This is a genomic window from Ruania alba, from assembly GCF_900105765.1.
Taxonomy (GTDB): domain Bacteria; phylum Actinomycetota; class Actinomycetes; order Actinomycetales; family Beutenbergiaceae; genus Ruania; species Ruania alba.
Window position 1 is genome coordinate 779,769 of the sequence record NZ_FNTX01000002.1, and the last position, 13,958, is coordinate 793,726.

Consider the following 13,958-nt stretch of genomic DNA (forward strand, 5'->3'; position numbering starts at 1 on the left):
TGCCGTCAACCGCAGAGTCATCATTGGCGGCATGCGCTCCGGCTGCGCCAACAACCACGAGCCCACCAGTGAGCAGCGACGTTTGTAACACGCGCCTCACATTGGTATGCATGGAAGTACTCCTGACTGACTGGGTGGAATGCGCTAAGAACGCGCATTAATTTGACACGCCGGAACTATTTCCGGCCGCCAACCCGTCAGTCAGGTGCGACGATAACGTCGAGAATTACGTCCAGGGCTGTCCCGGGAGGCGCCGAGACCGCAAGAGTGCTCAAAAAGTCCGAAGGAAGCCTTAATCCCCCGGTGACATCCGCGTGGCCTGCACCGAACGACTGGCCGGCCGCATTCCCTGCGGACGACGGCGCCGAGACCGGTGTGCCGACTGGGACCGGTTCATGTTCGGACCCCGACACTGTGCTGGTGACATCTCCTACAGCGGCTACTGTGCTCGCCTGCGCCGCACCAGCACTACCAACCTCATGCTCGAGGTGCCATCTCTCCGGGGCTTCGGCGACCGAACTGGCCTGCGGCGGGCTCGTCACGTCTACGCTCACCGGTTCAGGTGCGGGCGATCGCACCTCGACGTCATAGAACTGAATGGCCGGAGGCGACAAGAAAGTGACATCGACAAACTGCACGGTGCGGGTACTGCTCAGATCGGATACCAATCCGATCAGCGAACCGCCCACCGGTGCTGTCACAGAACTAACGAGCGGACTCACCGCAGCGGTCACCGGTTCGACAGTATCGGTGACCAGGGTGACTGCGCTTCCCAGGACCGGCGCGACCACGTCACTCACCACTGGATCAATCAATGGCGCAACGACGGGTACCAGAAGCGTCTCGCTCACCGGTTCGGCAAGGTCGACTACCGGCTCCGCTACCGCGGCCACCGCTCCGGTGAGGTCACGGACGGTCGTGCTGACGCCGACCACGTCGTCAAGCAATGTTCCAACGGAGTCCGCAACAAGGACGCCCTCGCTTGACCTTTCGGTCACCGCAGGTGATACGTCAGGCTGGACGACAGACTGTGGCACCGACGTCAGATCGCTGACAGCCTCGCGAGCTGTTTCGACAATGGGTGTGGGCTCGGTGTCATCAGCAGTCAGAGTGTCGACGATGGAAGACACCGCGCCCAGCACGTTCGTCGACGACGACTCGGCATCCGTCGTCGGCACGCCTGCAAGCGCGGTCTGCTGCTCGGCGACCGGTTCGATGGCTTCGCTGGCCCGTTCCGTAACTTGGCTGGCCTGTTCGACGACCTCCGCCGTCGGCTGCGTCACCTGCTCGACCACATCTCCTGCAGGTTCGGTCACCTGCCCAACTACGTTGCCGAGCCCGCCAGCAACCTGAGCCACCGTCTCCCGGAGTGCGCTGGTTGGCCGTTCGTCGACTACCGCGTCCGCAGCGGGTCGAGTGTCCTCAGCGGGGGAAGCCTCGTTGCTGGATGCCGCGCTCTCGTCGTCGGGTGCTGCGCTCTCGTCAGCGGGTGCCGCGCTCTCGTTAGCCGCACCACCGTCGTCAGCGGGTGCGTCACTCTCGTGGGGTGCAACGCCCTCATCGGCACGTGCACCGTCCTCGCTAGCTGCAGCACTCTCGTCGGCGGGTGCACCGTCCTCGACGGGCGCACCCTCAGCTTCCGCAGCCTCGTCTTGCGTTACCTCCGCCTCCGGAACCTCTGGATCCGCAGCCCCCTCGGCTCCGGTCTGTTGGGTGGCAGCCCCCTCATTGCCCGTGCCGGCTACTGCGTTCACGACGTCGGCCACGCCAACTGCATCCGTTGCGTCGCCGACCACGCCAGTCGCCTCGTCCACGACATCCGTTGCAGCTGCATCCGTCGCATCGTCGACCACGCCAGTCGCCTCGTCCACGACATCTGTTGCATCGCCGAGGAGTCCGCCCACGAGCGAGTCTTCGGCCGACGCCGCGGTACTGAAGGCCGAGCCGAGAACGATGGCGCCGAAGAAGGTGATCATGCAGCGCAGGGCCCATAGCAGCGAACGGCGCAGGCCGCCCCCCTGCTGGCCGTCTGTACTGCTGCGCATCTCGAAAGGTCCCCCACTCTTCCTTGGCACTGCCATGCTACTCACATCACACAACTGTGCAACCGGCCGCAGATGAACATCGGGTGATCGACGGGGCGAGCGGCGGGCGTGCGAGGAATGGGGCCGATGAGCAGCTCACGCCAGTGAACGCCAGACCCTGCCGCCGCAGCCGACGACGACGTCGTTGACCTCAGGTGGGAGGAGTACGACGGGCGGTACAACGCCGGGCGCACCGAGTACTTTGCCCCCGCACGGCTCTCCGCCGAACAGGCCCGAGCTGCCGCAGAGCTGGCTGTGCTCGCCCACCAGACCCTGGGTTTGCAACACCTGTCCCGCACGGACATGATCGTCGACCCCGACGGCCTCCCATGGTTCCTCGAGGCGAACGTCGCCCCGGGAATGACCGAGACAAGCTTGTTCCCGCAAGCCGTGCGAGCCGCAGAGGACTCGATCGACCGGCTCTACCTGGAGTTGGCATACGCGGGCCAGCGTACGCAGCGCTGAGCGCCGACTATCCCTCGTCGGAAGGGGCGTCCCGGAGGACTCCCGGGTCGCTCGGGGTCAGGACGCCCAGGATGCGGTTCAGGTCCTGCACGCTCGCGAACTCGATGCTCACGTGCCCCTTGCGCTGTCCGAGGTTGACCTTCACCTTGGTGTCGAGCTTGTCCGAGAGACGGCTTGCGAGCTCGCTGAGCGCGGCCGCGTTCGCACCGGCACGCGGCCGACGTCGCATCTCGGGCTGGAGGGCCTCGTCGCCGAGGGTCACGATCTCTTCCGTGGCTCGCACGCTCAGGCCTTCCGCCACGATCCGCTGGGCGAGTCGCTCCATCGCGGCGCCGTCGGGCAGCCCGAGCAGCGCCCGGGCGTGGCCGGCACTCAACACCCCGGCAGCGACCCGCCGCTGTACCAAGGGCGGCAGCTTGAGCAGCCGCAACGTGTTGCTGATCTGCGGGCGGGAGCGAGCGATCCGTGCGGCAAGCTCGTCGTGAGTGCAGGCGAAGTCCTCGAGGAGCTGCTGGTACGCGGCCGCCTCCTCCAGCGGGTTGAGCTGGACACGGTGCAGGTTCTCCAGGAGTGCATCCCGGAGCATGTCGTCCTGCGCGGTGTCGCGAATGATGGCCGGCACGGTGTCGTTGCCAGCCAGTCGGGACGCTCGCCACCGCCGCTCACCCATGATGAGTTCGTAGGTGGCCGCGCCGTCGACATCGGTGCCGGCCGGCCGCACCACGACGGGCTGGAGCACCCCGACCTCGCGGATGGAACTGGCAAGCTCGTTCAGCTCGTCATCATCGAAGATCTGCCGTGGCTGGCTCGCGTTCGGGTGTATGGCCTCCACCGGGACTTCCGCGAAACGAGCGCCCGGTACGGCCACCAGATCGTCGTCGCTCGGTCGTTCGTCATCCGTGGGTGCTGCAGCGCGTCGGGACGGCGGGCCGCGGTGCGCAGGCGGCTCGGGCGCCTCACCCGGTCCGGCGGGATCACTGACGGCGGTCGTGACGGTCGCACGTGCCGTTTGAGTCTGCTCGTGGTCACGCCCGGCAGACTCGGCCTCAAGCTCGGCCAGGAGCTGCTCACTGGCACTGATGGGCGCAGCTCTGTTCGAGGTCCCGTTGGAGCCGGCCGCGTCGGTGTCGGTCGAGGGTGACGCGACCTGTGTCGCCGCCCGCTCGTTCGGTGCCGGGTGGCCGTTGATCGAAGATTCTCCGCCTGCGACATCGGCAGCGAGATCGCGCGACGCCTCCTCCTCGGTTGCGGCAACGTGGTCAGCGCCCGTCCCTGCCTTCTCGTCGGTCCGTTCCTGGTCAGGGAAGAAGACGTCCACCGGGCGCTGTCCGGCGCCGCCGGCGCCCGTCGGGATCAGGGCTCCAAGTCCCCGACCCAAGCCGCGGCGTCGCTCGGTCATTGCTGGTCTCCTTCGTTCCTGGTGCCGGAGTCGCTGCCAGAGCCGACCTGTGCGTAATCGTTGCGCGGCTCCACGCCTCGTCGCGCGATCTCGCGTGCCGCTTCCAGGTAGGCGAGCGCGCCGGTGGAACCGCCATCGTAGGTAAGGACGGTCTGACCGTACGAGGGGGCTTCAGAGATACGAACGGAGCGCGGGACCGCCGTACGCAGCGTCTGGTCCGGAAAGTGCTCGCGAACTTCCTCGGCCACTTGCTGGGCCAGATTTGTCCGACCGTCGAACATCGTGAGCAGGATGGTCGAGACGTGCAGCGCCGGGTTGAGGTGTGCACGGATGAGGTTGATGTTGTTGAGCAGCTGACTCAGCCCTTCCAATGCGTAGTATTCGCACTGGATCGGGATCAGAACCTCACGGGCGGTGACAAAGGCGTTGACCGTCAGTAGACCCAGACTTGGGGGACAGTCGACGAACACGTAGTCGATCCGAGGCTCCCCACGCTGGGATCGGCCCTTGAGGTAGGAAGCGAGGGCGTTCCGAAGGCGGTTCTCCCGAGCCACCATGGAGACCAGCTCGATCTCGGCACCTGAGAGGTCGATCGTCGCGGGAGCGCAGTACAGTCCGGGGATCACGGCGCTTTCCTGCACGACCTCCTCGAGGCCCACATCGTTGATCAAGACGTCGTAAGTGGATGGAACGCCACTCTGATGCTCGATTCCGAGCGCGGTCGATGCGTTCCCCTGCGGATCGTTGTCGATCACGAGGACTCGCAGGCCCGACGTCGCCAGTGCTGCAGCCAGATTCACCGAGGTCGTGGTCTTTCCGACGCCGCCCTTCTGGTTGGCCACAGTGAACACACGTGTCTGCAGCGGTGGCGGGAACTTCTGCCCGGCGAGCTCGATGCGCCGACGTGCGTCCACGGCGAGCTGTGCCGCCAAAGGGGTGCTCTCATCCATCACGGGGATGGCGTCGATCAGGGCAAGGCGTCGCTCGTCGTCGGGCGAAAGCGGCTTCGTCACGTCTGAGTACGGCCGCAGTCCGGTGTCGACGTCGTCCTGATCCACGTTTCGTTCCTCCGATGGTTGTGTCAGTCCCAGACTAGACGTCCTGTCCGGCATCATCCGACGGGACGCGACCACAACGAGTGGTTCCGTCGGCCTCTCCCAGGATATCCACAGGACCTCTGTGGATGATCTACGAGAGAGTGTGGAGAACCGTGGACTCATGTGCACTACTAGGCACTAGTTGTGGATAAGTCGAGTCGCTCGAGTCCACACTTACTGGCCCAGCCGTCTCTGCGGTGCAGAACTGGCGGGTTTCCGCTGCAAACTCGCCCTACTCCTGGTCGCACGTGGAACGATGGGTTATCCACACCACGATCCCAGCCCCGTGGAGAAGTGCTTGTTTCAGGGTCCGGAGTTGGCGTCTGGCTCCGGCATCTGGAGACACGAGCGGCCTCCATCCACAGCTTCCTCGGGGACACCTGATCGTCAGGCTTGTACGAGGATTGCTCGACAAGTCACCAGGATCACATGAAGTGTTCCACGTGAAACCGCCATGTCGGATCGTCGACGGTGACTCCTAGGCGGGGTCAGTTCCACGTGAAACGGCGCCACCAGCTTGACGGTGGCAGGGGACCGTGAGACCTGTGAAGTACCGACCCCATCAATCGCCTCATCGCAGATGCCCATGGGTAGAACGAGCGCGAGGCGGGTTGCTCGACGTGACCGCTGCGCTTCATACGCCGCCTGCAGCACCCACCACCACGCCGTGCCCATCACGGTGCATACCATCGACGCGGCAGCAGCACGGGCCTGAGTCAAACCTCTGCGAGCGGCGGATGTGCCCGACGTTGCCACCAGACCTCGAGCGGAGTTCATCGGTACGTCCGGCCCGGGAAGGACGCCGGGGCCATCCTTCGTTGGGGACACGTTTCACGTGGAACAGGTGCACCACAGTGGTTGTCGTGGACGCCCCACACTCGATCAACTCCTCCTTCCCGATAGTTCGCTGTCCATCCAGCTGATATGCACATACTCGCCATCGGCACTGCCTCACCGGTGGCGACAACTACGGAACCGACTCACGGCTCGGGTGCGGTCTCGTAGCGAAGCAGCTCGGGACCAGGTTCCATGGTGGCGACGCAGCGGCACGGAAGTCGGTGCCGATCCTGATTCAGTCGCCACAACCGCCAGGCCCGGTGCGAGCCGTTGTTCCGTCTCGCTGTACGTCTCGCGTCGTCGCTTCCGCATCCGCCTAGCGGGACCACGCAAATCCGGCGCCAGAGCTGGTTCCCGTCACGCAACGAACGCAAGCTGGCCGTTCCACGTGAAACCAGCCGAAGCCGATCTTCCTGCACAGCGCGAAGGAGCCGCATCCACAACCTCCCGGCGGTGGTTCACGCGTGCGGCCAGCGCTCGAGAACTCAACACCGTGGCCTACCTTCGCCGCATCATGCTCAGTCTCGTTCCCGACGGAAGCGTGTTAGTTGGATACCGACCGAGTTCACACGGTTCCAAGGTTCCACGGCTCCGCAGTTCCGCTCGAAGGCTCGCGTTGTGGCATATTTCGCGGAGGCGACCGTGTCGCACGAGCGCCTTCCGCCACGGTCGAACGCGGCCAGTCCCCACCTGCACTCGACGCCGAGATTGCGGGCGCCCATGCCGAGAGCACGACCTTGTGCTCGATATTCTCGGCTGCCTTTCACGCCAGCGGCCGTTCCACGTGAAACATCCTCATCATCCGCACTGGCGCGTCTGTCTACCTGGAGTTCCTCAGCTTCTCAAACCGGGGACGTTCCACGTGAAACACCTTCCGCGGTTCGCACGCTCCCATCCGTCGCGCAGCACCGACACTGCCCCCATCCCTGGCGCCGACCATCAGAGCAGGCCCTGGCACACGTCCGTCACGTTTGGCACGGGAGGGTTCCACGTGAAACACAATCTTCGGGGGAGCCACCCACGCGCCACAACACTTCGTTCCCTGGGACCTCGGTGCTCACCGTAAGACGAACGGCCCGCGCGGCAGTCCGTCGTCTCTCGCCCATTCCGCACCCCGGCATTCACTCAATGTCTACTCACGTCGCGCGACAGTGATGATGCCGCTCCAGCTACCCGTCTACGTGTACCTACGAGTGCGCTGCCTCTCATGGCCCACCTCGTGAGCACAGAATCCGGGAGTGCCACTGCCAAACACCGGGCAACCAGCATGCGCGCGGTCCAGAATCCCGCCTTGGACGAGAGGGTTCCACGTGAAACACGAGCGGCGGCGGCATGTCGACCGTCGCCATTCCTGTCGACCACCTTCGTCTTCACGCAGTCTGCCTCGCGCGATCCGACAGTCCACGTCCGGGCCCGGCACGGAAAGCTACTCGCGCATGTGACATTCATCGAGCGACTGGTTCCTTTCATCGTCCAGGCGCACACGTCACTCGTATCCGGTGATCCGCCTCGTACACCCACACAGTGCTCACGCGCATCCTCGCTAGCTCAGTGCCTCGGCGCTTCGGCCAACTAGATGCCGGTATTACTCGCTCGGGGCGCGCGCCGGTCTTCCGACAGGTCCGGGGATGCCGCCAGATCGCTCGCGCATAGGGCGGGTGGCTGTTTCACGTGGAACAGCCTGCATTGCCGAGCACACGAAGCTCCCGAACAATCGTTCATGTCTGGTTCTAGTTGCGTCGCGACCTAGGTAGGCTCGACGTCTCTGACTCATCGCGACAACGGGTTGGTCCACGACGCCGATCGGTGGACCAGGACGACATCCACACACCAACACCCGTCAACGGCCACTGGGCTATCGCCTCACGCCGCGTCTGCGAACAAGTCGGCATCGCGATGCCCACCACTACGTCGCACGTGATCGGTGCTAGGCCGCTCATGCGCGCACCGCTGCCTACCAGCTCACCAGGCGCCACTTCCATCGGCGGGTGGATCTGGCGGTCAGTTCGGACAGCCGCGGGACGCCCTTCTCTCTGTACGCCCGTCGGCAGCAACCAACTCCGTCTCGGTGCCACCTCGCGGACGTACCGCATGCGATCGAGGACGGAGCTGTGCCGGCACGATCGATCGCGTACTCGTCGAGTGCTGTGCCCACGTTTCACGTGAATCCAGCGAGAGCTCGTGGCACGCCAGGTCTCGACCAGTACTCGGCGCTCACTGGCCCTGACGCGTACCTACGACGCCGACGTCCACCCACAAGATCGACCACAGTCCGCCGTCTCCCGCCATCGCGAAGCTGGTACTCACCAAGCGCACACGGACTTCGTCGACCCCGTGACAGGTAGCGGAACTACATCCGCTCCTCAATCTCATCCCGATCAGGGGGTTCATCTAAGGACAGCACGACACCAACAACCGGATCACACCGGCCGACATGGAGACCTCACGCGAGAGACTTCATCAGCAGGAGGTCCTCCCGTCTGCGATTCCCCAACACGCATCGACACCCGCGACGCGATGCACAACAACCGACAGGGCCAATGTGAGGCAACCGGCTGCCGATAGCACGTGCGTTCGAATCAGGAGGAGGTGCGCACTTCGACCACTCTGGTCACGTCGCCATCGCCAAGGAGATCGACCTCATGGATCCGAACATCGCTCGCACCCAGGCGGCGCAGCACCCGATCCGCGCGGCTCACTTCATCAGCAGCCCGTTGGCCCTTCTGCGCCAACAACGTCCCGCCCGGTGCGACCAACGGAAGCGTGATTCGTGCCAACTTGTCCAGCGCCGCCACGGCCCGGGCCGTCACGGCCGAGACCCGCAGTCGACCGTGCAGCTCCTCCGCACGGCAGTGGTGCAACTGGACGTTCTCCAGGTCAAGCTCCTGGACCACCTCGCCCAGCCAAGCCAAGCGACGCTCCATCGGTTCGACCAGGTGAACCTCGAGCTCAGGGCGCATCAGAGCGAGCACTACGCCAGGAAGACCCGCACCCGTTCCGACGTCCGCCAACGAACCTTCCTCGGGAAGGAACTGTGCCACGGCAGCGGAGTTGAGGACATGCCGGCTCCAGAGTCGAGGGAGTTCCCTCGGTCCGATCAATCCCCGCAGCTCGCCCTCATCGGCAAGCATCTCAGCGAAATGGGCCACGCCTCCCCACGCCAGACCCAGGATCTCCCGACTCTGCGGATCGTCGACCACGACCTCCGGTTCGTCCGTCACGCCTTCCTCACTCGCCGGAACGAACCACCACATGGCGGTTCGGCTCGGTACCCTCGGAGTCGCTCACGAGCCCCGCATCGGCAACGACGTCGTGCACAACCTTGCGCTCGAACGGGTTCATTGCCGTCAGCGCGACACGCTCTTCGCCGTTCTTCACCCGTTCAATCGCTTCGTTTGCGATCCGGGTCAGCTCTTCCTTGCGCTGTTGCCGATAGCCACCCACGTCAAGCATCAGGCGGCTCCGGTTGCCCGTCTTCGCCTGCACGGCGAGGCGGGAGAGTTCCTGCAGCGCGTCGAGGACTTCGCCCTTCTTGCCCACCAGCGCCCGCAGCGACTCCGGATCTTCCTCTGTCACGATCGCCACCGCCGCACGGCCATGATCGACATCGATATCGATGTCACCGTCCAAATCGGCGATGTCGAGCAGCTCCTCCAGGTAGTCCGCAGCGATCTCGCCTTCTTCTTCCAAGGTCGCGTTGGCATTGACAAGCTCTGGCTCTTGCGGAGCAGCCGTCGTGTCGTTCGTCATCAGATCAGACCTCTCGTCCATCCACAGGCGCCTACGCGCGTGGTCACTCGTCGTTCTCGGGGCGGAGCCGGGGCCGGCCGGGCCACCGTTCGGCTTCCGCTTCGATCGCGGCGTGTTCTTCTTCGGCTGGTGTCGCTGCCCACCGGACGGGGTTTCCTCCTCGTCCGGTGAATCCTCGAGGTCGAGCACCTCGTGCTCGGCGTCCTCGAGCGATTGGCCGCGTCGCTTCTTCCGGCGCGCCTTGCGCTCCAAGTACTTCTTCTCCGCCTCGGACCCGGGAGCCGGGGAGTTGCGGATCACGAAGAACTGCTGACCCATCGTCCAGAGGTTGGAGGTGGTCCAGTACATCAGCACACCGATGGGGAAGTTCACCCCGACGAAAACGAAGATCAGCGGGAAGATATACATCAACATCCGCTGCTGACGCGCCATCGGGTTGTCCAGCGCCGACGCCGGCATGTTTTTCATCGTCAGCTGCCGTTGCGTGAACAGCGTCGTCGCACTCATCAACAGGATGAGCGCCGCCGTCACCAAACGCACCTGCCAGGTGGCGCCGTCGTCCATGAAGGTCGACGACAGCGACGCCCCGAAGATCGTTGATTGCTCCGCCTGCGCCGCAAGTTCCTGCGTCAGGGGCCCGATCGAGTCGCTGCGGTCATACGTCCCGGCTGCCAGGAACGAGAGCGAGTACAGCACCCGGTACAGCGAGAAGAAGATCGGCATCTGCGCCAGGATCGGCAAGCACGAGGCAAACGGTGAGGTGCCCGCCTCCCGGTAGACCGCCATCATCTCCTGCTGCATGGCCTGGCGCGAGGCGGGGTCGGTCTTGCCCTTGTACTTCTTCTGCAGTTTCTGGATCTCCGGCTGCACCAGCTGCATGCCGCGCGACGCCTTGATCTGGCGCACGAACAGCGGGATCAGCAAGATGCGGATCGCCACCACCAGGGCAACGATCGACAGCACCCAGGTCCACCCACCCGAGGCGTCCATTCCGAAGAACGTCAGCACCTCATGCGCGCGCACCATGATCCAGGCCACGGCCACCATGAGTGGCCACAGCACAGTGTCGAAGAAGTCCATGAACGGAAGTGCTCCTCGGGTCAGATCCGCGGGTGCCGGATCTGGGGCTGGATGGGCAAGTCTGATGTCGAGGGTACGGCCTCAGCGCTGTCGGCCGTCACCGGAGCAGCACTCCACGGTTCAGGAGTCCACCGACCGAGTTCCGGAACCTGATCGACGCCGCCACGCGACCACGGGTTACAACGCAGCAGTCGCCACCCTGCCAACGCCGTCCCCTTGAGAGGTCCATGACGCCTCAGCGCATCGATCGCGTAGGCCGAGCAACTCGGGTGATACCGGCACGTGGGAGCGAACCACGGGGAAACGACCAGCTGATAGCCACGCACCAGAGCGAGCAAAACAACTGTCGCTGGATTGCGAGACGCACGTTCCGCCGTCATGATCGTGCCCCCGCGCGCCGGTCGAACTTGCTGCGTGCTCCGGCCAATGCCTCATCGAGGTCAGAACGCAATCCGGCAAAACTGGACTCCGCCGACGACGGCAGCGCGCGTACCACCACAGCGCTCCCCTCCGGCAGGTTCGCGACCCGATCGGCCATCAGAGCTCGCAGGCGTCGCTTGACCGCATTCCTGGTGACGGCGTTGCCTACTGCCTTGGACACAACAAAACCCACCCGCGCCGTCCTGGCGCGGGTGGTCTCTGAACTGAAGTGCACCACGACACGTCGCGAGCTGCTGCGCGCTCCGGAACGGATTGCCGCACCGAACTCGTCGGCCGCACGCATCCGGTGCCGCGCTGGCAGCACGGCGCGTCGCCTCAGGCAGAGAGCTCGGTGCGACCCTTACGGCGACGAGCCGCGAGGATCGAGCGGCCCGCGCGCGTGCGCATCCGCAGTCGGAAGCCGTGCACCTTGGCTCGGCGCCGGTTGTTCGGCTGGAAAGTCCGCTTGCTCACGGGAGTGCTCCAAATACTGTCGGGAAGTGTGCAGTCACCGAGGTGACGCAAGGCAGTAACGCTAGGCGCCGTGGACACACCAACTGCCGATGCCGTCCTTCGTGCTCGGCTACTCGCCGCACCGAAGATCTTGGGCAGAACTGTCCACTCGACCGCCTAACGGTACGTGAGACGCACTCAGCCGGTCAAACCTCACGCCGTCATATGGGTCACAGCCGATCCGATACAGCCACCACGCTGCTGTTCACCAGTGGTTCACCCACAACTGTGGACAAGTGGTGGCATCGGGGCACTATCCACAGCTAGAGTCACACCTTCCGGCGCTCGCGTCCTCCACTGCAGATCCGCACCAGGACGGGCCTTGCCATTCGGGGCGAAGTTTCACACAGACTGTGGATACAGTTGTGGATCGGCATCGTGCGAACCTCGCCGCCGGTCATCTGTATCAACCGTGTCCCACAGGGGGTCAAGTGTCCGAGTCACCCGTGGATCCAGCGAACCTGAGCCAAGCATGGGACAGGGCGTTCGAGATCCTCTCTTCGCGCGGTGATCTCGGCGGCGCCCAGCTGGGCTTCATCCGCCTCACCCGGCCACTGGGCGTCATCGATGACACGATCCTGCTGGCCGTCCCAAGCGATTTCGCGAAGGATTTCATCGAGACCCGTGCTCGTGAATCGATCATCGCCGCGCTCTCCTCCGCACTGGAGCGCACCGTTCGTGTCGCCGTCACCGTGGACCCGTCGCTGGAGGACTCCCTTCCTGTCGAGCGCTCCTGGCCCGCACCTACACCGGAACCGGCCGAGCGCCCGGCGGCCGACGAGCCTACCCCCGAGGTTCGATCGGCGACAGCAGGCGAGGACCGGCCCCCATCGGCTCGCCCCGAACGCGCACCTCGCCCGGACAGTTACGCCACCGGAGTAGACCCGCACGCTCGCCTGAACCCGAACTACACATTCGAAACCTTCGTGATCGGCTCCAGCAACCGATTTGCGCACGCGGCCGCCACTGCCGTCGCCGAGGCACCTGCCAAGGCGTACAACCCACTGTTCATCTACGGCCAATCCGGTCTGGGCAAGACGCACCTGTTGCACGCGATCGGCCACTATGCCAAGAGCTTGTACCCCGGGATCCGGGTCCGCTACGTGAACTCCGAGGAGTTCACCAACGACTTCATCAACTCCATCCGCGACGACAAGGCGGAAGCCTTCCAGAAGCGATACCGCGAGGTCGACGTCCTCCTCATCGACGACATCCAGTTCCTGCAGGGCAAGGAACAGACGATGGAGGAGTTCTTCCACACCTTCAACACGCTGCACAACGACAACAAGCAGGTCGTGATCACCTCGGACCTGCCGCCCAAGCACCTCAACGGGTTCGAGGATCGGATGCGTTCGCGCTTCGAGTGGGGCCTGATCACCGACGTGCAGCCACCGGATCTGGAGACCCGCATCGCGATCCTTCGCAAGAAGGCCGGCGCCGAGTCCTTGCACGCACCCAGTGATGTGCTCGAGTACATCGCGTCCAAGATCTCCTCGAACATCCGCGAGCTCGAAGGCGCCCTGATCCGTGTGACGGCGTTCGCGAATCTGAACCGGCAGACCGTGGACCTGTCGCTGGCCGAGATGGTCCTGAAGGATCTGATCACCGACACTGACGGGGCCGAGATCACACCGTCGGTCATCATGGCGCAGACCTCCTCCTATTTCGGGGTCACCATCGAAGCCCTGTGCAGTGCAGACCGCTCCCGCGTTCTGGTCAATGCTCGCCAGATCGCGATGTACCTGTGCCGTGAGCTCACCGAACTGTCCCTACCGAAGATCGGCCAGGTCTTCGGTGGGCGGGACCACACCACGGTGATGCACGCGAACCGGAAGATCCGCCAGCAGATGGCCGAGCGGCGCTCCACCTTCAACCAGGTCACCGAGCTGACGAACCGGATCAAGCAGCAGCACCGCAGTTAAACGACGGCATCTGCCGTCGCCAGATGCGCTCTGACCAGCGACGACACAGATCGCATCGACGTGATTCATACACAGATGTGGATGAATCTGTGGATGACGGTGGACAGGGACACCTGAACGGTGGACGAATGACACGTTCTCCGTGGACGCAGCATGTGCACCGAGGCGTCGTGCACAGATCCCCCGTCACCCTGTGCAGCGCCGTCACACCATTCGTCCACACCCAAATCGTGCTGCTGACCTGCAGAAACAGGAGTTACACACATAGTCCACAACCCCGATGACGATGGTGAGACCTCTCAACGATCATCGGGTGTGAACAACCAACAATGCTCTGATGGCCCACCTGAGCGATTCGATCCACTCCCTGCTCGCCGGATGTCGCTCCTGT

The 13,958-nt window shown here is 64.3% G+C and carries 9 protein-coding genes and 1 pseudogene; 2 read left to right on the top strand and 8 right to left on the bottom strand.

What is annotated here, in order from left to right:
• Positions 1 to 197: 197 nt before the first annotated feature.
• Positions 198 to 1,316, bottom strand: coding sequence for a hypothetical protein (locus tag BLU77_RS21800; protein ID WP_139177778.1), 1,119 nt, complete (start codon positions 1,314 to 1,316; stop codon positions 198 to 200).
• A gap of 942 nt (positions 1,317 to 2,258) precedes the next feature.
• Here BLU77_RS21800 and BLU77_RS14020 point away from each other — a divergent pair.
• Positions 2,259 to 2,549: pseudogene (locus tag BLU77_RS14020) on the top strand (D-alanine--D-alanine ligase); the annotation flags it as partial.
• Between the two features lie 7 nt (positions 2,550 to 2,556).
• Here the strand turns inward: BLU77_RS14020 and BLU77_RS14025 are convergent.
• The 7 genes from BLU77_RS14025 to rpmH form a co-directional block, all read right to left on the bottom strand.
• Entirely contained in the window at positions 2,557 to 3,948 is a 1,392-nt protein-coding gene (locus BLU77_RS14025; RefSeq protein ID WP_089773723.1) for a ParB/RepB/Spo0J family partition protein, read from the bottom strand.
• On the bottom strand, positions 3,945 to 4,790 hold the full coding sequence (locus tag BLU77_RS14030) for a ParA family protein (protein WP_281242110.1): 846 nt from the start codon (positions 4,788 to 4,790) through the stop codon (positions 3,945 to 3,947). The genes BLU77_RS14025 and BLU77_RS14030 overlap by 4 nt, the downstream gene beginning before the upstream one ends.
• Before the next feature lie 3,671 nt (positions 4,791 to 8,461).
• Positions 8,462 to 9,103, bottom strand: coding sequence for a 16S rRNA (guanine(527)-N(7))-methyltransferase RsmG (gene rsmG, locus BLU77_RS14035; RefSeq protein ID WP_245708869.1), 642 nt, complete (start codon positions 9,101 to 9,103; stop codon positions 8,462 to 8,464).
• A gap of 7 nt (positions 9,104 to 9,110) precedes the next feature.
• Positions 9,111 to 10,712, bottom strand: a complete 1,602-nt coding sequence (gene yidC / locus BLU77_RS23080) for a membrane protein insertase YidC (protein WP_089773726.1) — start codon at positions 10,710 to 10,712, stop codon at positions 9,111 to 9,113.
• A gap of 20 nt (positions 10,713 to 10,732) precedes the next feature.
• Positions 10,733 to 11,092, bottom strand: a complete 360-nt coding sequence (gene yidD / locus BLU77_RS14045) for a membrane protein insertion efficiency factor YidD (RefSeq protein ID WP_089773727.1) — start codon at positions 11,090 to 11,092, stop codon at positions 10,733 to 10,735.
• A complete protein-coding gene (gene rnpA / locus BLU77_RS14050) occupies positions 11,089 to 11,457 on the bottom strand; it encodes a ribonuclease P protein component (RefSeq protein ID WP_089773728.1) in 369 nt (122 codons plus the stop codon). Before rnpA ends, yidD begins: the two co-directional genes overlap by 4 nt.
• An 11-nt stretch (positions 11,458 to 11,468) precedes the next feature.
• Positions 11,469 to 11,606 carry a 50S ribosomal protein L34 gene (gene rpmH, locus BLU77_RS14055; protein WP_055823896.1) on the bottom strand — a complete coding sequence of 46 codons (138 nt, stop codon included), beginning with the start codon at positions 11,604 to 11,606 and terminating at the stop codon, positions 11,469 to 11,471.
• Between the two features lie 470 nt (positions 11,607 to 12,076).
• Between rpmH and dnaA the strand changes: the two genes are divergently transcribed.
• The gene (dnaA, locus tag BLU77_RS14060; RefSeq protein WP_425441225.1) at positions 12,077 to 13,567 is read left to right on the top strand and encodes a chromosomal replication initiator protein DnaA; all 1,491 of its coding nucleotides are present in this window, start codon (positions 12,077 to 12,079) and stop codon (positions 13,565 to 13,567) included.
• The last annotated feature ends 391 nt before the right edge of the window (positions 13,568 to 13,958 follow it).